The organism is Polyangium sp. 15x6, assembly GCF_029960785.1.
GTDB lineage: Bacteria > Myxococcota_A > Polyangia > Polyangiales > Polyangiaceae > Polyangium.
On sequence record NZ_JASBQE010000161.1, the window covers coordinates 1 to 18,780 of the forward strand.

Sequence of the window (18,780 nt, forward strand, 5' to 3'; positions counted from 1 at the left end):
GGCGCCGCCCATACCGCCGCTGCCGCCTGTGCCGCCGGTGCCCATGCCGCCGGTGCCGCCGGCGCCGCCCATACCGCCGACGCCGCCGCCGCTGCCACCGGCGCCGCCCATACCGCCGCCGCCGGTGCCGCCGCTGCCACCGGTGCCGCTGCCGCTGCCGCCATCGCCACCGCTTCCGCCGCCCATGCCCCCGAGACCGCCCATTCCCCCGGATCCCACCGTCGCGGCGCCGCCCATTCCTCCGCGGCCTCCAGATCCGACCGAGCTCGAGCCCGAGCCGGCGGTCTCTCCGATCTCGCCGGAGTCACCACAACCGAAGACGATCACACCAAAACAGAGCGGAAGGACGAGCGAAGTGCGCATGGCCCGACGGGACACGAATGCACGCGAGACGTCAAGAGGCGCGATGTTTCGCAGGAAAAACCACGTGTGGAAGAGGGCTGGGCGCGGCTTGCGTGTGGCTCAGATCACGTGGATCCGCTCGTGAAGATGAGAACGATTTTCATTTTCATGTTCGTTGGAGGCTGGTAGCTTCATGTGCCATGAGTCGCTACACGATGGGCGTATTTGCCCTTGTCGGGATCCTCGTGGGCTGCGGGAACGACGCGCCCGCGCCGAGCACGAGCGTCGGAGAGGTCGTTCATCCCGAGTTGCCGCCGCTTCCCGAAGTATCAGGGCTAACACCCCTGCCGGACCTGAATCCGGACCCCCACATCCTGGAGGTCGACCTCGTCGCGCGGTCTCACGCCGTGCAGCTCCTCCCGGGTGAGCCGACACAGCTTTTCAATTACAATGATCAATTCCCGGGGCCATTGCTCCACGCGCGCGTCGGCGATCGGGTCATCGTCCATTTCAAGAACGAGCTCGCCGAGGAGACGGTCGTGCACTGGCACGGGCTCCGGATCTCGGATCAAATGGATGGATCCCCCGTGATCCAGAACCCGGTGCAGCCGGGCGCGTCTTTCACGTACGATTTCGTCGTCCCCGACGCGGGCACGTTCTGGTATCACACGCACCTGCACCAGATCCAGCAGCTCGAATACGGGCTCTACGGCGCCATCGTGGTCCACGAGCGGGACTTTCCCGCGTTCTCGGCCGAGCGGATCTTCGTCGGCGACGACATCCGGCTCCGGACCACGAACAACCAGGTCTCGGCGTTCCTCACGAGCGGACCCGACATCGGCGCGGGGCGCGTCGGCAACCGCCTCCTCTCGAATGGCCGGATCATCAATGGCGAGGGCGGTGAGGGGCCCGTGATGTTCACGATGCCGCGCGGGGCCATCGAGCGGTGGCGCTTCGTGCTCGCGACGAACGCGCTCTCGTACGGGCTGCGCATCCGCGGCGCCGACGTGCGCGTGATCTCCACCGACGGCGGGCTGCTTCCCGAAGCATTCCCGCTCGAACGCGTCGAGATCGCGCCGGGGCAACGTTACGATTTCGAGGTGCGCCCGAAGCCCGACGCCACCGAGGTCGTGCTGGAGGCGCTCGTCCTGGTGCTCGACGAGAACGATAACGTGGTCGAGGCGCCCTTCGAGCTCGCGCGTGGCACGATCGAAGGCGAAATCGTGACGCCGGAGCCGGTCTACCCGAAGGTGTCGTTGCCCGCGACGTCCGTGGAGGCGACCTCGCATGAATGGAAGCTCTCGGGCGGAGTCGTGGACGGTCAGGTGCAATTCACCATCAACGGCGTGCCGTCCTACGTGGGCGAGGGGCACGAGCACGTCCTGCTCGACACGTTCGAGCCGAACGTCCCCGTGAAGATCACGTTGTCGAGCAACGTGAGCCCGCGGCACCCGTTCCACATCCACGGCCAGTTCTTCCAGATCCTCGAGCGTGGCGGAAAACCCGTCTTCGAGCCCGGGCTGCGCGACACCGTCGAGGTGCGCGGCAACGAGACCGCCACGATTCTCACGTACTTCGAGAATCACGGCCGCTGGATGGTGCACTGCCACATCTCGGAGCACAGCGAGAACGGGATGATGGCCGATGTCCAGGTCGGCACGCCCGTTCAGGCGCATTCGCATTGAGGCCGAGGCGCCTGTCGTAGGGCCCCGCACGACGTCCCCGGCTGCGCCCCTCTGCCGTCAAGGCCCTACGACATTCCGGGTCTTTCCCCTCCTGCTCATGCCGTCGGGCGAGCTCTCGTCCGAGGTGCCTCGGTTTCTTGGAAGATCCCTCGGGACGCCCGAGGCGTCTGCGCGGGGCGTACTCACGGAGCAATTTGCGCCCCAACGATCGCGCCCGGGGCCAGGGAAACCTGGCCTGTCCGGAGGAGCGCGGACCGCAGCATGCCGTTCGTCCGGGTTCGGCCGCGGCAGAACGATTGCATTGCGGGCGCAGTGCGTGGGGGGCCCCTCGAAGTGCGGGCGCCCTCTCCACGCAAACCGGAGGAAGCCATGTTGAAGCGCATTTTCGCCATCGGTCTGACGACGCTCGCGTTCGGTTCTCTCGCATTCATGGACGCGACCACCTCGGAGGCCCTCGCCGCTCAGCAGGAAGGCTATCGGCCCATCGATTCCGAGGCCACCTGTGCCAGGCAGTTCAGCTTCGAGGAGCTGCAAAACAGCTGCGGAAACCCGCGGTCCATGGGTTGGCAGAGGGAGCCGAAGTGGTTCAGCATCTCGTGCACACGCACGGATATCACCTGGAAGCAGAAGGAGATCCTCGTGCCGATCGAGCTCGGCGTGAGCAGCTCGACCTATGCCGAGCTGAGCTGCGAAAAGTCCTGCGTCAGCGACACGGGCAACAAGGAGCACATGAAGACCATCTTGGCCCAGGCGCCTTGTCGCGAGTTCACCGAAATGGAGTCCACGTTCAAGCGTGATGTGACCGTCCACGACTGCAAGGAGCTGCTGTCGTTCAGCAGCGTCGCCGAGCTGTGCGATGCCAAGCTGAAGGACGCCCAGGGATCGTGGGCCTTCGTGGATGTGCGGGCGACCGGAAATGTCGTCAACACCTGCAGCGAGGCCCTGAGGACGTCGCAGAAGTAGAAGGAGCCGTCTCGCGCCGGGGAGGCGGGCCGCCCAGCGGTCGGCCTCTCCGGCTCTTTCCGTCTTTACTTTTGCAGTCCAAAACGCGGGCAGATTGCTCGTTTGCACGGAGGAGTTCCACCATGGCGTCTCGTGTCCATCATGCCGCCCTCTTGCTGATGTTGTTCGGTACGCTCGCTGGGTGCGGCGATGTCGCACCGGAAGAAGACAGCGATGTGGAGATTTCCGTGGAGGAAGTAACCGAGAGACGGGGGAGCACCCGGAAAAACCTCGTGGTATCGGAGGGGGAGTTCTCCGCGGAAGCGACGATCAAGCCCTGGTCCTCGTGGTGGTTCCCGGCCGTGGACGATTTTCTTTTCACGGCGAGGAACGGAGAGCTCTCGCCCCTCCAGAAGTACGATCTCTACAGCAGCACGTTCCAGCGCAAGACGACGAAGGCGGCGACGTACGAGCGCGAAAAGCTGTACGATGCGCGGGCCGATACATGGTCGGGTCTATGCTTCGCGTGGGCGCTCGCCTCGATCATGGAGCCCGAGCCGAACAAGCCGATGGTCCACGGCTCGCTGCGCTTCAAAGTCGGTGACCTCAAGGCGCTTCTTCTCAAGACGTACGAGGCCGTGACCGACACGCCCACCATCGGCGATCGCAATGACGGCGCGTGGGACGATGTCTACGCGGACATCCTGCCGCACAGGTTCCATCGAGTCCTCGTCGTCGAGCTCTTCAAGAACAAGCGCCCGTTCATCATCGACAGGGACGCCGGGCACGAGGTCTGGAACTTGCCGGTATACAAGGCCATCACGAAGATCACGCGTGACTCGAGGGCGCGCGACGTCGTGCACGTCCGTACCGTCCTGTTCGTGACCACCCCCGACGTGAAGACGTATGATTACGTGGGTACGGACGTGACGACCCGCGAGTACACCTACGACCTCCGCGGCGCGTGGGAGGGGCGACGCTTCATCGTGCACGGAGGCGCGTGGACCGGGAATTCGCGCGCCGATCACCCCGATTTCGTGGTGTTGCGCCCCGACAAAGTGGAACGAGCGAGCTTCAACCCCGAGATTGACGTCGAGACCGTGGATGCGATCCTGGGACGGAACCGTTAGCCGTTCGGCTCGCCAGGTCCGCCGAATCAGGGGAGCGCGATCCGCAGAATGGACGACCCCGAGATCCAGTAAAGGTGCGTCGGGTCCACCGCGATGTCCCCGATCTGCTCTTGCCCGCTCGCGAGCACACGTGCGACGTCCGCGCCGGCCTTCGTCTTGCGCCGGAGCGCCGAGCCGCCGCCGCTCTCCGGATCCATGCTGAAATAGATGGCCTCGTCGTCGGTGACGACCTTCGGAAGCGAAAACGGTATGACATTTTCACCTTGAAAGACGCTCGTCGCGCCGACGCCCGCGCGGTCGGAGACCCAGAGCTTCGTGGCGGTCGCCTCGACGCTCAACCAGTAGACGCCGCTCTTGTCGACGGCGATCGTCCCGAGCTTGCCAGGGCCGGGCGCGAGGACCTCCGGAATGCCGCCTGCCACAGGCACGCGCGCGGCGCGCCCGCCGATGGACTCGCTGCAATACACCATCCCCTCGTGGTGCGCGATGCCTTTCGTTTGCGAGCTCATGCCGTACCAATTCACGTCGGTCACGAGATCCGAGACAGGCCCGCCCGTGACCGGCGCGCGGAGCAAGAACTTGGGGGTGGCGACGAAGAACGTCACACCATCGGTGGCCAATCGCCGCGGCGAGTCGATGACGAGGGCCTTTGGCCCGACGCCGCCGGCCGGATCGCCGAGCTTGGCCGTGCCGATCGAGTCGTCTTCGGTATTGCACCAGTAGAGGACCCCATCACGCTCGACGAGATCGCTCGGAGCCTGTTGCCCCTTCACGAAAGGCACGGGCACGGTGCCGGCCTTGGATTGGCGCATGATCTCCCCGCCCGTGTTGTTGGTCCACAGGACCTCGTCCGCCGTGAGCGCGAGCGAGTCCGGAAAATTCTGCCGATTCTGGAGCGCATCCAGCGGCGAGGAAGAAACACGCGGCGGCGGAGCTGCGAATGGAGTGAGCGAGGTGCATATCTTGTCTTCGCTTCGAATGCGGGCATCCGTCAAGGCGCGCTTTCGCGCGACGGGAGGAGCGGCAGCGCGCGAAGCGCCACGAACGAGTCGAGCCCGCTGCGACAGGCTTGAGCCCCGCGAGGGTCGCAATGGCGAGCAACATATTCGTCGCCGGCACGAGGAACGCCCGGAGCGCGAAGCGCGAAGACGGCGAGGACGGCATGGTCTTGAAAAGGTCGAGCACGACGGTACGATCTCCGTCCCCGAGCGGGCTCCCGGAGCCCGCGCTCATGCTTCCGTCCCGCTTCTGCTCCCGCCTCCACGTGACAGTGAGCATTCCTGTTGTCTGGTTTTCCTGCTTGAATGGGCGTGGCCCGGACGACTGGACATCGAACCGCGCGGCCCGAAAGAGATTGCACCTGGTCGGCCTCCGCGAACCGATCTTCGTGGATCGGCGTCTTGCGGGAGACATCCAGGGAGCAAAGAAAAACGGGAGGTCACCGATATGCATTCCATGTCGAAGGTCGGGACGCTGCTGCTCGCGCTGTCTGCCTCGGTGGCGATGCTATGCACGGGCTGCGCTACGGAGCTTTCCGATGCCGACACCGAGGACGGTATCGAGAGCGAGGGGGCCATCGTTGCGGACGCCACCGCCGATGCCACGGACGACAGCCTGGCCGAGCCGGACGCGAACGCCGCCGTCGCGGACGCAAACGACGAGGCCACGGCGGAAGATGCGGCGGCCCTCAATTCGTGGTGGGGGGCCGGCTATCCATACTATGGCGGCCGATTCCGCGGCTGTGGAGCACCGTGCGGCGGCCCGATCGGGGTCTGGGGCGGCTGCGCCGGCGGCTTCTATGGCGGCTGCGTCGGTATCGGTGTTCGGGGCGGTCCCTGCGACGACCCGTTTGAATTGGGCTGCGGCCCCATCGGCGGAATCGGCGGCATCGGCCCCTGCGGCGGCGCCATCGGCCCCTGCGGCGGACCTGGCCTCTTCTGGTGATGCGCTAGCGGGTTCGGGGCGTCCTGCCAAACGCGCGCGGTTGCTCGACCTCTCCAGGTCGGCACGCCGATCGCGGGCCACGCACACGGACGCCCTTGCCGCCGGGGTCACGCGCGCCGTAGAGTCGTCACACCATGACGGCTTCCCCCCGCGTCGCGCCGCGTGATCGCGCGCTGCCCCCGGTCTTCGTTCTCGGCGGCCACCAGACCGATTTCGCTCGCAACGTCACGCGCGAGGGCAAAGGCCTCCTCGATCTCATCGGTGAGGCGGCGACGCTCGCGCTCGACCACACGGGCGTCGCTGGGCGCGAGGTCGAGGTGGGGCACGTGGGCAGCTTCATCCCCGAGCTTTACACGGGCCAGAGCCATCTCGGCGGGCTCGTCGCCGAGGCGCATCCCGACTTCGCGGGAATCCCCATCACGCGGCACGAGGCCGCCTGCGCCTCGGGCGGAGTCGCCGTGCTCGCGGCGATGGCCGATCTGCAGGCCGGGCGATACGACGTGGCGCTCGTCCTCGGCGTGGAGCTCATGCGCGCGCTGCCGGGCTTCGAATCGCAGCAAAAGCTCGGCGCGGCCGCGTGGGTGCCGCGCGAGACGGACGGCGTCGCGTACCCATGGCCGGAGCTCTTCAGCCACGTGGCCGAGGAGTACGATCGGCGCTACGGGCTCCGGCGCGAGCACCTCGCCGCGCTCGCGCGGAACAACTACGAGAATGCCCGGAAAAACCCGAACGCGCAGGCCCGCAAGTGGACGGTCTCGGACGCCGCGCTCGCCGAGGACGACAAGGAAAACCCGGTCATCGCCGGCCGCACGCGTCGCTACGACGCGAGCCCCGTGACCGACGGCGCCACCTGCGTGGTGCTCGCGTCGGCGGACTACGCGGCGGCATGGGCGCGGCGGCGCGGCGTGCCGATCGAGGGCCTCGCGCGTATCGAGGGATACGGGCATCGGACGGCACGAATGGGCATGAAGGACAAACTCGAAGCGAGCCGGGACGATCCGTACGTGTTCCCGCACGTGCGCGGCGCGGTGCTCGACGCGTTCTCGCGGGCGCGGATCGAAGGGCCGAGCGCGCTCTCGGCCGTCGAGGTCCACGACTGCTTCACGATCTCGCATTACATGGGCATCGACCATTTCGGCATCGCCCCGCCGGGTGAGCCGTTCCGGGTCATCGAGGACGGCACGGTCCTGCGCGGCGGGACGTTGCCGGTGAATCCCGGCGGCGGGCTCATGGGCATCGGTCACCCCGTGGGCGCGACGGGCGTGCGGATGCTGCTCGACGCGCAGAAGCAGGTGACGGGCGAGGCGGGGGAGAGTCAGGTGCCGGGGGCGAAGCGCGTGGCGACGCTGAACATCGGCGGGAGCGCGACGACGGCGGTGGTGCTCGTCGTCGGGCGGGCGTGATGTTTCACTTCGAGTACATCTTGCCGAACTCGCTCGTGATCGTCGGCGCCGCCTGGTAGCCCGACGAGTTCTCCTCGCCGTATTCGTTGTCGTTGTCGCCGTAATCGAACGGCGCCTGCTCGTCCCATTGCGGCAGCGGGATGATGTAGCCGACCGCGTCGTTCGCGTTGTTCACCATCACCTTGATGGAGTCCTTCGGCAGGAAGGCCTGGATCGGCGTCTCGGGGACGGCGTCCGGGTAATCGGCGCCCTCGGGTTTTTCGATGTACGAGCTCCCGTCCGGCTTCTGGAGCCAGAGCTCGGTGTAGAGCTCTCCGGGCACCGTCGCGATCGCCACCGGGCCGATGTGAATGCCGTTCACCTCGGTCGCGATGACCACCTCGCCGTTCTGCAAGAGGGCGATGTTGAGGCCCGTGCGCTCCTCCGCCGTCACGCGTTTCCCATCGGACCAGTAGACCTCGCGCGGCATGAGCCCCGAGAGGACCGCGAGGGCGAGCGTGATGTTCGTCGCCGGCATGAGGAAGGCCCGGCGGTGCACCCAAAGCGAGGGCGCCTCGTCCTTCGTCGTATTCGCGCCTTCGAGCGCTGCGATCGCCGCCTCCGCCGCGCCCTTGCCGACGTACTCCGCGCGCTCCCACGTCCCCTGCTTGCACGTCTCCATCCCGCTGAAATCCGGGCAGCCGACGATCCCGATCGTCGTCGTCAGGCCGCCGAGCGGGCCATTGAAGAAGACCGTCGGCGCCCCCGGCCATTTCGCCTCCATCGTCTCGCGGAGGAAATGCGGGTAATCGGAGGTGACGAGGGTGTTGTCCGATCCGAGCGCTTCGGGGTGGTTGCCCCAGAATACCACGTTCGTGACGACGGCGTCGCTCTCGTCCCGGAACTGCAGCGTCGTGATGTTCTGATCGATCACGAACGGCCTTCGCGTGTCGTTCACGAGCTCCGGCGCCTCGGCCTGCGCGGCCACGAGTTTTGCCTTTTTCTGGCCCGCCTTCGCCTCCTTCAGCGCGAGGACGGCTTGCTCGACGATGTGATCCATGTAGGCCGGATCGATGCCCGTGTGGCTCGCGTCGCGGCCCCACATGCCCATCGTGTCGCGCGCCTCGTGCACGTGCGTGGAGGCGACGAGGATGTGATCGAAATCGAGCCCCTGCGCCGCGGCGGCCCTGCGGATGTCGAGCACGTATTGCTGGAAATACCCCACGAGGTCGAGCGAGACCATGCCCACGGAGACGTCGCCTTGCTCGAGGACGACCGCGCGCGCCCAGACGTCGTCGTGCACGCCCGTCGCGGCGCGGCCCATGCCGAAGCCCGCGAGCCAGACGCCGTCCCACTTCCCATTGCCGTTCGTATCCTCGTACGCCTCGCCCTCGTCCCACCGGCCATTCTGGTTCGTGTCCGTCCAGGTCTCGATCGTGGGCGTGATCTTCTGCGCCGAGGCGCCGACGAAGAGGTCACCCTCGGCCTTTTCGCACCCGGCCGCCCCGGGGCACGAGAGGCTCGTCGCTTTGCCTTGATCGTCGGCGATCGGAGTGCGCGCGGGGGCCCCGGGCGGCGATTCCTCCCCGCCGCAGCCGGCGAGCGTGGGGGCGAGGAGCGACGCGACGAGGAGGGCGAAGGACGGGCGGAGCGGGCGCATGGAAGTTTGGTACAGCGAATCCGCCGCGCTTGGCAAGCGGCGTCCGCCCCGCGGATCCGCGTCAATCGTGCGGCAAATTGCTCGCCCAGCGGTGCAGGTGCTGGGTCGGATCCATGAGGTCCGCGCGGCGCTGGAAGGCCGCGCCGTCCGCCGTTTTCGCTCCGCCCGAGCGTTGCGTGAGGGGCCCGGAGAGGTTGCCCTTGTACATCTCGAGGTGGAGCATGTCGCTCGGCACCTTGATGCCGACGAGGTGCCCGACCTTGGCGATTCGGTCCCCCGCCTTGACCTTGTCGCCAGCCTTCACCGTCGTGAACCTCTGGATCTCGCCGTACCGGATGACGAACGAGCCGTGGTGCACCTCGAGCGCGTACGTCTCGCAGTAGAACGGGTACGGGCCCTGGATCACCTCGCCGTCGGCGATGGCGTGGATCCACGTCCCGAGCGAGGCGTAAAGGTCGCAGCCCGCATGCGCGCGCGTGCCGCCGCTCCGGCGTGATCCGAACGATCGCGGCGAGCTCGTCCAGTTCACCGTGGGGAGCTTGCTGAACGGGAAGCACTCGCTGCCCGTGACGATGGGCGTGTCGCGCACCGACGTGCCGACGGGCGTGGCCTTCTTCTGCAGCAAGGCCTCCCACGTCCTCGGCCCGACGATGCCGTCGTCCGGGACCAACCCCTGGCGGCGTTGAAAGGAGCGCACGGCCCTCTCCGTGCCGGGGCCGAACTGCCCGTCGGGCTTCACGTCGAACCCCCAGCCTGCGAGCGCGCGCTGGAGGATCTTCACCTCGTCCCGCAGGTGCGGGGATTTGTCGGCGTAACCTGCCGAGAGCCGAAGCGTCGGGTGCATGAGCGCATTCTAAACGAAACACCCGCCCACACGGCAAGACGTCGAGATGCTGTCGTTTCGGCCCACGTTGTGCCACACGCGCCACCACGGCCAGACGCGGCGCGGCGTAGGTCTCGCCAGAATCGATTTTTCCGCTGGCATGGCGCGTGCTGGAAGGGGTGGGCATGAAACGGATTCACTCACTTGCAATGGTTCTTTCACTTGTGGCGACGACTGCGTTCCTCCAGGGCTGCGACAAGGGGCAAACGTGCGACGCCGCCTGCGGCGCGGGAGGCGAGGGTGGTGAGGGGGGGCAAGGCGGCGCCGGCGGGCAGGGCGGCGGCGGTGGTCAAGGCGGCCAAGGCGGCGCCGGTGGTCAAGGCGGCGCCGGAGGGCAGGGCGGCGCGGGCGGCGGCAGCAGCGCGCTCTGCGAGGATCGGACGGGCGGCGCGCTCGTGACGTTCGATGTCGTGGGGCAGTCGTTCACGGTCTGGATCACGAACCAGGCCTTCATCGACAAGGCGATCCAGCTGAAAGAACAGGGCATGACGAGCATCCCGAACTTCGCGGAAGTCATCGACGGGCAGGACTGCGATCCGAAGTGGACCTTCCACGTCGACCCCGAGAAGGTGACGTTCGTGGACGCCACGATCGAGCTCTGCGACGGGACGCCCGAGTACGTCGAGGAGCACACGGCCCAGTGGATCGACGAGGTGAAGCAATACTGCCCGTGGAACACGAAGGTCACGAACGTCGAGGTTCGTCCGGCCGCGCCCTGAGCACGCTGCGTCAGCGCACGCGCGCGGCCGCCTCCGCTTCGGCGAGCACGCGCGCGATGCGCTCCCAGTGCGAGCCTCGCCAGAGCAGTTTGCCGCAGCCCTCGCAGCGGTAAAACGTCTCGATCCTGTCCAGCGTCTTCGGCGGCGCCTCGTCGCGCGCCTCGTCCTTCGTGAGCTCGACGAGCGCGCCGCCGCAGGTCATGCACCGCGGCGGGAGGAGCGGGAGCGAGAACGCGCCGAGGACGAACCGGAGCTCCCCGGACAAACCCAGCGCCCGCGGCACGAAGAGCGAGCGGACGTGCCCTTCCCGCACGGTCGTGCGCTCGAAGATGCCTCCGTCGGAGCTCAAAAGGATGCGCCCGGTCTCCGCGGCCCGCGCGACGAGGACTCCGTCGTCGATCCCTTGCTCGAACGCGGCGTCGTAGCCCGCGGCCCGTAGCCACCGCGCGAGCCCTCCCAGCATCGCGTCGCAAAAAAACCGCGGTTCCACGAGGCTGGAGTGTATGCCGCGGGAGGCCGAGCGAAAGGCCACGGGGGCAAGGGAGAGCGAGGAAAACGGGAAGGCGGGCTCGGGCGCATTGACGTGCCCCGGCGCGCGCTCGACGAACATGGCAGCGCGCGAGCGGCATGCCGCCGAGGCGCAGGCCTCCGGGGGAGCTCGGCGAGCCGGGCGGAGCCCGAGAGGCGCGAAAGGGGAGGGCACATGAGAAAATCGAGGATCGGGGCCGCGTGGGCTCTCGGGCTCATCGCCACGTCGTTCGCTGCGAACTCCGCGTCGGCGGCCGAGGAGCTCGCGCTCCGGCGCGTGATGCTGTCGACGGGCGGCGTCGGGTACTTCGAGCACGAAGCGCAGGTGTCGGGCGACGCCGAGCTCACGTTCGACGTGCGGCTCGATCAGGTGAGCGACGTGCTGAAGAGCCTGCTCGCGGTGGATCCGCAAGGGCGGCTCGGACAAGCGAGCCTGCCCGGGCGCGCGCCGCTCTCCGAGTTCTTCCGGGATCTGCCGTTCTCGCAGGAGGACCTGTCCTCCACGGTCTCGCTGCTCCGCGCGCTGCGCGGTCAGCTTCTGCGCGTGTCGGCGCACGGCGCGACCGTGGAGGGGCGGCTCGTCGCGGTGACCGAGGAAAAGGTTTCGCTCGGCGAGGGGCAAGGGACGATCGTGCGGCACCGGCTGTCGCTCCTGACGCCGACGGGCATGCGGCAGATCGTGCTCGAAGAGGCGGATCAGATCGACATCGTGGACGCGCGGCTGCGCAGCCAGGTGGAGCAGGCGCTTTCGGCGATCGCGGCGCACGCGGCCGCGGATCGGCGCACGATCACGATCGACGTGCACGGGCAAGGCGAGCGGACGGTGCGCGTGGGGTACGTGGTCGCCGCGCCGCTGTGGAAGGCGACGTATCGGCTCGTGTTGCCCGAGCAGGAAGGCGAGGCGCGGCTCGAAGGGTGGGCCTTGCTGGAGAACATGAGCGGGCAGGACTGGAACCGCGTGGAGCTGTCGGTGGCGTCGGGCAACCCCGTGACGTTGCGACAGGCGGTGTACGAAGCGTATTTCGTGAATCGCCCGGAAGTGCCGGTGGAGGTGCTCGGGCGCAGGCTGCCGCCGGTCGACGTGGGAGCCGTGCCGGAGGCCGAGGTCTCCGACGGCGCAGGCGGCGCCGGGCGCGTGATGCGTGGCTTCATGGCCGCGCCGTCGGCGGCCGACGCGTTGAACTTCACCATGCAACCGAACGAAGAGGCGGTCCTGCCCGGGGCGCCGCCGATCGCCGAGCCCGTGGAGGGCGCGACGCAGGTCGTGTTCCGCTTCCCGGAGCCGGTGGATCTGCCGCGCGGGCAATCGCTGCTCGTGCCGATCGTGAGCGAGTCGATCCCGGTCGAGCGGGTCTCCTGGTACCGCTACGACGTGGACAAGCGCAACCCGCTCGCGTCGGTGCGGCTCATGAACGAGACCGAGACGGGTTTGCCGCCGGGCATCCTGTCGATTTACGAGAACGCTTCGGCGAACGAGCCGACCGCGTTCGTCGGGGACGCGCGGCTCGGCGCGCTTCCGGCGGGCGAGGATCGGCTCGTGAGTTACGCGGTGGATCTCGACGTGAGCGTGGATCGCGAGGAGAAGATCGCGCAGATCGTGAGGGCCGCGAAGATCGCGCGGGGCGTGCTCGAGGCGCGTCGCGTGGAGCGGCGCACGACGACGTACACGATCAAGGGCGCGGCGGACGAGGATCGCGTGCTCGTCATCGAGCACCCGCGCATCCAGGGGTTCACCTTGGAAGAGCCGAAGGAGGGCGTGATCGGGACGACGGACACGCACACGCGGATCCGGCAGGAGGTTCCAAAAGGACAAACCGTGCGGCTGAATGCCGTGCTCGAGCGGACGATCGAGCAGAGCATCGTGATCGGGTCGATCACGGCGCAGGAGCTCGGGGTGCTGCTCGCGTCGACGGAGATCTCGGCGGAGGTGCGCGCCGCGCTCGAGCATGTGGCGGAGCTCCAGAGGACGCTCGCGTCGCGGGAGCAGGCGCTCGCGCTCCTGCGGACGGAGCGGCAGACGCTGGTGGCGGATCAGGAGCGGGTGCGGAGGAACCTGGCATCGGCGCCGCAAGGGAGTGAGCTGCACACGCGGTACCTGACGGCGCTCGCGTCGACGGAGGATCGGATCGGCGAGATCGATCGGACGATCGACGCGGCGCAAGCGGCGGTGCGGGTCGCGCGGGAGGAGCTCGCGGACTACATCGCGAATCTGTCGATCTGAAGGCGCGCGGGAGGCGGCGGGTGGGCGGCGAGGACGGGCGCCCACCCGCCGGCCTTGAAAGCGGCGCGCATTCTGGCGAACATGCGGTCCATGTTCGATGCGCAGAGGATCCTGGGCGCGCTGGTCTCGGATGGAGTCGATGGCGGGAGCTTCCGCGATTCGCGTCGTCGTCGGTACCGCGACGACGATGCGTACGAGCGTCGCGACGACGACAGCGGGATCGGCGCGGGCACGCTGCTCGCGGGGGCCGCAGGGGTCGCGGCGGCGGGCGGGCTCGCGTACATGGCATATCAGCACTTCAAGCAACCGGCGGCGCCGGGGATGCCGGGCGCGCCGGGGATGCACGGGATGCCGGGCGCGCCGGGGATGCACGGGATGCCGGGCGCGCCGGGGATGCACGGGATGCCGGGTGCGCCCGCGCAGCAGCAAGGGTTTTTCGGGCAATTGATGGGGTCGACGTCCGGGCCGATTCCGCCGGGCGCTCCGCAGGGAGGCGGCGGGGCGAATTTCGGGGTGCCGGTCTACCACAATGATCCGTCGACGTGGGGGACGAGCGCGCCCGCGGCGCAGCCGCAGGGACACGCGCCCTGGGGGAGCCCGCAGGGAGGCCCGCCGCAGCCGCCGCAGCAATGGGGTGCTCCGCCAAACCCGGGTCCGCAAGCGGGGTGGGGTGGGCCTCCGCCGGGGCAGCCTGCGCAGCCGCCGGCGCAATGGAACGCGCAGCAAAACGCGCCGCAGACGGCGCAATGGGGGGCTCCGCCGAACGCGGCTCCGCCCGCGCCGGCGCAATGGAACGCGCAACCGAGCACGACGCCGACGGCGCAATGGGGGGCTCCGCCGAACGCGGCTCCACCGGCTCCGACCCCGCCGCCCGCGCAATGGGGTGCCACGCCAAACCCGGTCGCCGCTGCGCCCGCGCCCGCGCCTGCTGCCGCACCCGTAGCGGCACCCGCGCCCGCCGCGCCCGCGCCCGCTGCCGCACCCGTAGCGGCACCCGCAGCACCCGCGGCCGATGGCCAGGCCGACGCTCTGCTCCTCATTCGCGCCATGATCACCGCCGCCTTCATCGACGGTCAGATCGACCCCGACGAGCGCGCGCGTATCCTCGATCGCCTCGCGCGCGCCGGCCTCGGCCCCGAGGATCGCGCCGCGCTCGCCCAAGAGCTCGAAGCCCCGCAGCCGCCCTTCGCGCTCGTCGGGCAGATCCGCTCTCCCCAGATGGCCGAGCAATTCTACGTGGTCTCGCTCCTCTCCGCAGGCACCGAATCCGAGGCCGAGCGCGCGTACCTCAAAGGCCTGCCCTCCATGCTCGGCCTTCGCCCCGAGGATGTCGCCCGCCTGCACGGGAGCCTCGGCATTCCACCCCTCCCGTGACGTCGGCCCACAGGCGACGATATTCCCCCGCATGACGTCCGGCCCGGAAGGCCCGCGCCACACGTTCGAGGACCACACGGCCGAGCTGCGCCTCGGCCTCTTCGCGCCCACGTTCCCCGAGCTCTTCGCCGAGGCCGGCCGCGCGCTCGCCGAGCTCGCCGTCGGCGAGGGGCCGCTGCCCGAGGCCGCCGGCGAGGGGGTTCCGATATCGCTGCATTCGGTCGACCGCGAGGCGCTCCTCGTCGACTGGCTGAACGAGCTCGTCTTTCGGACCGAGGTGGATGGCCGGGTCTACGTCGATTTCCATTTCGACGAGCTCGCCTCCGATCACCTCGTGGCCCGGATTCACGGCGCGGAGGTCCAAGGCCTCCGGCCCCTCGTCAAGGCGGCCACGCTTCACGACGTCCACATCACGGAGGATTCGCATGGCTACTCGGTCCACGTCGTCCTCGACATCTGAACCCCCGAGAGCACCGCCCCCGCCGCTCGTCGAGGTCGCTCCCTCCGTTTACGAGATCCCGACGTCCTATCGCAGCGACATGCGGGTGCCGGCGCGGATCTTCGCGAGCCCGGAGATGCTGCCCGGCTTGCTCGCCGACCATTCCGTCGAGCAGCTCGTCAACGTGACCACGCTCCCCGGTATCGTGGGCGCCGCTTGCGGAATGCCCGACATGCACGAGGGATACGGTTTTCCGGTCGGCGGCGTGGCCGCGACGGCGCTGCCCGACGGCGTGATTTCGCCCGGCGGGATCGGGTTCGACATCAACTGCGGCGTGCGGCTGCTCGTCGCGAACCTCGAACGCAAGGACATCGCCGATCGCGTGGATAGCCTCGTGCACGAGCTGTCGCGCAGCGTGCCCTCGGGCGCCGGGCGCGGCGGGCGGTGGTCGTTCTCGGGCAAGAAGCTCGACAAGATCCTCGAAGGCGGCGCGGGCGCGCTCGTCCGGGATCACGAGGTGGGGACCGAGACCGACCTCGAGCACATCGAATCCGGCGGCGCGCTCGAGGGCGCCGATGCGTCCGCGGTCTCCGAGCGCGCAAGGCAACGCGGCGCAGATCAGCTCGGTACGCTGGGGAGCGGGAACCATTTTCTCGAAGTGCAGGTCGTCGACGAGGTGTTCGACGAGGGTTTGGCCGGGCGGCTCGGCCTCTCGGTCGGGCGGGTGACGGTGCTCGTGCATTCGGGATCCCGCGGGCTCGGGCACCAGGTGTGCACGGATCACGTGCGCTTGATGGATGCCGTGATGCAGCGCTACGGCATTCAGGTGCCGGACCGGCAGCTCGCGTGCGCGCCGCTCTCGTCGCCCGAGGGACAGGAGTATTTCGCGGCCATGTGCGCCGCCGCCAATTTCGGTTTCGCGAACCGGCACCTCATCGCGCACATCGTGCGGGAGGTGTTCCGGCGGATGTTCGGGGAGCGTGACGGCTTCTTGCGGTTGATCTACGACGTCGGGCACAACACGGCGAAGATCGAGAAATACGAGGGGAAGAAGGTGTGCGTGCATCGCAAGGGCGCGACGCGCGCATTCGGTCCGGGGAGCCGGGACGTGCCGGCGGCTTATCGCGATATCGGACAGCCCGTGTTCATTCCGGGCAGCATGGGGACTTCGTCGTTCGTGTGCATGGGGACCGAGCACGGGAGCGAGGCGTCGTTCGGGAGCACCTGCCACGGCGCCGGGAGGCAAATGAGCCGCGCCGCCGCGAAGAAAAAGGTGACGGGGCACGCGCTCCGCAAGGAGCTCGAAGCGCGCGGGATCGTCATTCGGTGCGCGTCGAATGCGGAGCTCGCCGAGGAGGCGCCCGCGGCATACAAGGACGTCGATCGGGTGGTCGACGTCGTGGCGTCGGCGGGGATCGCGAAAAAGGTCGCCCGATTGCGGCCGATCGGCGTGGTGAAAGGGTAATCAGGCCTGGAGCTTGCCGGCCGAGAGCCGGACCCGCGTCGCGCCGATCGCCTCGGCGAACGCGGGATCGTGCGTCGCGACGAGGATCGTCGTGCCCGCCGCGCGACGTTCTTCGAGGAGCGAGGCGAGCTCCCGGACGCCGGCCGCGTCGAGGCCGTTCGTGGGCTCGTCGAGCAGGAGCAAGCGTACGTCGCCGAGGATCGCCGCGCACAGGCAGCTCCGGCGTCGCTGGCCAAGGGAGAGGCCGCCGAAGGGCCGATCCCAGTACGCGCGAAGGCCGAGGCGTTCGAGGAGCGCCTCGGCCGGGAGGGGGACACGCTTCAGCGCGGCGACGAGCGCGGCGAGCTCACGCGGGGAGAGGTGGGCCGGCGCGTCGGCGGCCTCGGGCACGTAGCCCACGTGCGCGCGCGCGGCGGCGCGGGAGCCGAGGATCGAGGCGCCGTCGAGGGTCGCGCGGCCCCGGTCCGCGTCGAGCACGCCCGCGAGGATGCGCAGGAGCGTGGATTTGCCCGCGCCGTTGTCGCCGAAGATGGCCACGATCTCGCCCCGCGCGGCCGAGAGGCTCACCCCGTCGAGCACGAGCCGGCCGCCGAGCCACTTGTTCAAGTCCACGATCGAGAGCGTCACGCCGCACCTCGGAGCCTGCGTAGCACCTCGGCGCGACGCGCGGCCGAGCCGACCCGCACGATTCCGACGGCGAGGATCACGGCGAGCGAGAGCTCACCCGCGAGCGACGCCGCGGCCGCGCCGAACACAGCCCAGACGAGCGCTTCGAGCATGCCGCGATCGCCGCGCCGCGGAGAGGCCTCGGCTTCGCGCGCGCCGCCGACGAGGATCGCGCCCGTGGTGAGGCCCGCGGCAACCGAGAGCACGACGAGCCGCGCGCCGAGCGCGAGCGGCGCATGCAGGCCGAGGGCCGCGACGGTCGCGAGGACGAGCCCGCTCGTGGCCCCGAGGACGCCGCCGGCGAGGGCCGCGGCGAGCGCGCGCGTGCCGGGCGGCGTGCCGGTCGCATCGCAGAGCCAGGAGGTCGCGCGCTCCGCCCGCACGACGGCCGCCGCAGCCCCCGAGAGGCCCGGCGAGAGCGCGACGGCGGCGAGGCCGAGGGCGAGCGCGCCGATGGACGCGTCCGCCACGAGGTCGTGCCCACGCGCTGCGAGCGGGAGCACGAGCCCGGCGAGCGCCGCGAGGGCGAGCGCGCGACCGACGACCGCAGGTTCGCTCCGAAGGACGCCGAGCAAGAACGTCGAGGCGAGCGCGCCGAGCGGAGATCGACCGAAGTAGCCCCGGTTCACCCCGGCCGACGCTTCGGGCGCGCGGCGGAAGGCGGCCGGGACGGACAGGCAGGCAGCGACGAGCGCCGCCCCGAAGGCGAGCGGCGGGATCCGGGCAAACACCGCGAGCCCCACGCCGGCCGTCGCGAACGCTTCCCGCGCGCCCCACGGTCGCGTGGCGGCGAGCGCGTGCCCCGCGAGGGCCGCGAGCCCGGCCGTGGCGGCCGACAGGAGGCCCTCGCCGCGCCCGAACAGGAGCATCCACGGCGCCTCGACGACGAGCGCGCACACGGCGCCCGCAAGGTGAAAGACGAGGCGTGGGGAAGGTAACCAACGAAGATACGTCCCGGACGGAGGAACGAGCGCGGCGCGCGCGGCGGGCAGGCCGAGCACGAGCCATCCGGCCCAGAGGACGGTCATGAGCGTGGGGGAGGCGCGCATCACGGCGAGCGCCTCGGACGAACGCATCCCATTCGGGCCGAAGAGAACCGTGGCAACGATGAAGACGCCGAGGAGCAGCGGGGCCGCGAGGGGATACGCGGCGCGCACCGAGAGGACGACGAGGATCTTCGCGAGAGCGAGGTGTCGCATCGCACGCCCCCTTCCGTGTGCGCGCGGAGCGAGGATAGCGGGGAGCTCCGGGCCGGAACAGCGCGGAGCGTAGAGCCGGGGTTTCACCCCGGACCCCGACCAGGGGTTGTCCACCCCTGGACCCGGACCAGCGCAAGCGCTGGACCCGGGGTCGATGAACTGCGCGATGCGCAGTTCATCGAACAGGCCGAGGCAAGACCG

General features: G+C 69.3%; 16 protein-coding genes and 1 pseudogene. 10 read left to right on the forward strand and 7 right to left on the reverse strand.

Going from position 1 to position 18,780, the window contains the following annotated elements:
* A pseudogene (locus QHF83_RS50460) lies at positions 1-363 on the reverse strand (hypothetical protein); the annotation flags it as partial.
* A gap of 179 nt (positions 364-542) precedes the next feature.
* Between QHF83_RS50460 and QHF83_RS50465 the strand changes: the two are divergent.
* The 3 genes from QHF83_RS50465 to QHF83_RS50475 all read left to right on the forward strand — a co-directional run bounded on the left by QHF83_RS50465 (position 543) and on the right by QHF83_RS50475 (position 4,099).
* Positions 543-2,027: a multicopper oxidase family protein gene (locus QHF83_RS50465; RefSeq protein WP_282425351.1), complete on the forward strand. Its 1,485-nt coding sequence runs from the start codon at positions 543-545 to the stop codon at positions 2,025-2,027.
* Positions 2,028-2,396: 369 nt separating this feature from the next.
* Positions 2,397-2,990 (forward strand): hypothetical protein, encoded by a 594-nt coding sequence (locus QHF83_RS50470; protein ID WP_282425352.1) that lies wholly within the window; start codon positions 2,397-2,399, stop codon positions 2,988-2,990.
* A gap of 122 nt (positions 2,991-3,112) precedes the next feature.
* Positions 3,113-4,099 carry a hypothetical protein gene (locus QHF83_RS50475; protein ID WP_282425353.1) on the forward strand — a complete coding sequence of 329 codons (987 nt, stop codon included), beginning with the start codon at positions 3,113-3,115 and terminating at the stop codon, positions 4,097-4,099.
* A 26-nt stretch (positions 4,100-4,125) separates the two neighbouring features.
* Here QHF83_RS50475 and QHF83_RS50480 read toward each other — a convergent pair whose 3' ends face one another.
* Complete coding sequence (locus QHF83_RS50480) at positions 4,126-5,094, reverse strand: hypothetical protein (RefSeq protein WP_282425354.1); 969 nt, start codon at positions 5,092-5,094, stop codon at positions 4,126-4,128.
* A 460-nt stretch (positions 5,095-5,554) separates the two neighbouring features.
* Here QHF83_RS50480 and QHF83_RS50485 point away from each other — a divergent pair, with 460 nt between their 5' ends.
* Both QHF83_RS50485 and QHF83_RS50490 read left to right on the forward strand, forming a co-directional pair.
* Positions 5,555-6,043, forward strand: a complete 489-nt coding sequence (locus tag QHF83_RS50485) for a hypothetical protein (protein WP_282425355.1) — start codon at positions 5,555-5,557, stop codon at positions 6,041-6,043.
* A 134-nt stretch (positions 6,044-6,177) separates the two neighbouring features.
* Positions 6,178-7,446 carry an acetyl-CoA acetyltransferase gene (locus QHF83_RS50490; protein WP_282425356.1) on the forward strand — a complete coding sequence of 423 codons (1,269 nt, stop codon included), beginning with the start codon at positions 6,178-6,180 and terminating at the stop codon, positions 7,444-7,446.
* A gap of 4 nt (positions 7,447-7,450) precedes the next feature.
* Here the strand turns inward: QHF83_RS50490 and QHF83_RS50495 are convergent, their stop codons facing one another.
* Both QHF83_RS50495 and QHF83_RS50500 read right to left on the reverse strand, forming a co-directional pair.
* A complete protein-coding gene (locus QHF83_RS50495; protein WP_282425357.1) occupies positions 7,451-9,085 on the reverse strand; it encodes a hypothetical protein in 1,635 nt (544 codons plus the stop codon).
* A gap of 61 nt (positions 9,086-9,146) precedes the next feature.
* Entirely contained in the window at positions 9,147-9,929 is a 783-nt protein-coding gene (locus QHF83_RS50500) for a peptidoglycan-binding protein (protein ID WP_282425358.1), read from the reverse strand.
* 164 nt (positions 9,930-10,093) lie between these two features.
* Between QHF83_RS50500 and QHF83_RS50505 the strand changes: the two genes are divergently transcribed.
* Positions 10,094-10,687, forward strand: a complete 594-nt coding sequence (locus QHF83_RS50505; protein WP_282425359.1) for a hypothetical protein — start codon at positions 10,094-10,096, stop codon at positions 10,685-10,687.
* 10 nt (positions 10,688-10,697) lie between these two features.
* Here the strand turns inward: QHF83_RS50505 and QHF83_RS50510 are convergent, their stop codons facing one another.
* Positions 10,698-11,177 carry a Mut7-C RNAse domain-containing protein gene (locus tag QHF83_RS50510; RefSeq protein ID WP_282425360.1) on the reverse strand — a complete coding sequence of 160 codons (480 nt, stop codon included), beginning with the start codon at positions 11,175-11,177 and terminating at the stop codon, positions 10,698-10,700.
* A 213-nt stretch (positions 11,178-11,390) separates the two neighbouring features.
* On the opposite strand from QHF83_RS50510, the gene QHF83_RS50515 reads away from it, so the two are divergent.
* From QHF83_RS50515 to QHF83_RS50530, 4 genes are all read left to right on the forward strand, one after another.
* Positions 11,391-13,436, forward strand: a complete 2,046-nt coding sequence (locus QHF83_RS50515; protein WP_282425361.1) for a DUF4139 domain-containing protein — start codon at positions 11,391-11,393, stop codon at positions 13,434-13,436.
* Between the two features lie 81 nt (positions 13,437-13,517).
* Entirely contained in the window at positions 13,518-14,810 is a 1,293-nt protein-coding gene (locus QHF83_RS50520; protein ID WP_282425362.1) for a DUF533 domain-containing protein, read from the forward strand.
* A 31-nt stretch (positions 14,811-14,841) separates the two neighbouring features.
* Positions 14,842-15,270 (forward strand): archease, encoded by a 429-nt coding sequence (locus tag QHF83_RS50525; RefSeq protein ID WP_282425363.1) that lies wholly within the window; start codon positions 14,842-14,844, stop codon positions 15,268-15,270.
* The gene (locus QHF83_RS50530) at positions 15,236-16,714 is read left to right on the forward strand and encodes an RtcB family protein (RefSeq protein WP_282425364.1); all 1,479 of its coding nucleotides are present in this window, start codon (positions 15,236-15,238) and stop codon (positions 16,712-16,714) included. The genes QHF83_RS50525 and QHF83_RS50530 overlap by 35 nt, the downstream gene beginning before the upstream one ends.
* On the opposite strand, the gene QHF83_RS50535 is transcribed toward QHF83_RS50530, so the two are convergent.
* Together QHF83_RS50535 and QHF83_RS50540 are read right to left on the reverse strand one after the other, a co-directional pair.
* Positions 16,715-17,341 carry an ABC transporter ATP-binding protein gene (locus QHF83_RS50535; RefSeq protein ID WP_282425365.1) on the reverse strand — a complete coding sequence of 209 codons (627 nt, stop codon included), beginning with the start codon at positions 17,339-17,341 and terminating at the stop codon, positions 16,715-16,717.
* Complete coding sequence (locus QHF83_RS50540; protein WP_282425366.1) at positions 17,338-18,579, reverse strand: hypothetical protein; 1,242 nt, start codon at positions 18,577-18,579, stop codon at positions 17,338-17,340. The genes QHF83_RS50535 and QHF83_RS50540 overlap by 4 nt, the downstream gene beginning before the upstream one ends.
* Between the last annotated feature and the right edge of the window lie 201 nt (positions 18,580-18,780).

Excerpts from the sequence above, each read along its gene's own strand:
- QHF83_RS50465 (WP_282425351.1), top strand. The coding sequence starts at position 543 with ATGAGTCGCTACACGATGGGCGTATTTGCCCTTGTCGGGATCCTCGTG.
- QHF83_RS50470 (WP_282425352.1), top strand. The coding sequence starts at position 2,397 with ATGTTGAAGCGCATTTTCGCCATCGGTCTGACGACGCTCGCGTTCGGT.
- QHF83_RS50475 (WP_282425353.1), top strand. The coding sequence starts at position 3,113 with ATGGCGTCTCGTGTCCATCATGCCGCCCTCTTGCTGATGTTGTTCGGT.
- QHF83_RS50485 (WP_282425355.1), top strand. The coding sequence starts at position 5,555 with ATGTCGAAGGTCGGGACGCTGCTGCTCGCGCTGTCTGCCTCGGTGGCG.
- QHF83_RS50490 (WP_282425356.1), top strand. The coding sequence starts at position 6,178 with ATGACGGCTTCCCCCCGCGTCGCGCCGCGTGATCGCGCGCTGCCCCCG.
- QHF83_RS50495 (WP_282425357.1), bottom strand. The coding sequence starts at position 9,085 with ATGCGCCCGCTCCGCCCGTCCTTCGCCCTCCTCGTCGCGTCGCTCCTC.
- QHF83_RS50500 (WP_282425358.1), bottom strand. The coding sequence starts at position 9,929 with ATGCACCCGACGCTTCGGCTCTCGGCAGGTTACGCCGACAAATCCCCG.
- QHF83_RS50505 (WP_282425359.1), top strand. The coding sequence starts at position 10,094 with ATGAAACGGATTCACTCACTTGCAATGGTTCTTTCACTTGTGGCGACG.
- QHF83_RS50515 (WP_282425361.1), top strand. The coding sequence starts at position 11,391 with ATGAGAAAATCGAGGATCGGGGCCGCGTGGGCTCTCGGGCTCATCGCC.
- QHF83_RS50520 (WP_282425362.1), top strand. The coding sequence starts at position 13,518 with ATGCGGTCCATGTTCGATGCGCAGAGGATCCTGGGCGCGCTGGTCTCG.
- QHF83_RS50525 (WP_282425363.1), top strand. The coding sequence starts at position 14,842 with ATGACGTCCGGCCCGGAAGGCCCGCGCCACACGTTCGAGGACCACACG.
- QHF83_RS50530 (WP_282425364.1), top strand. The coding sequence starts at position 15,236 with ATGGCTACTCGGTCCACGTCGTCCTCGACATCTGAACCCCCGAGAGCA.
- QHF83_RS50540 (WP_282425366.1), bottom strand. The coding sequence starts at position 18,579 with ATGCGACACCTCGCTCTCGCGAAGATCCTCGTCGTCCTCTCGGTGCGC.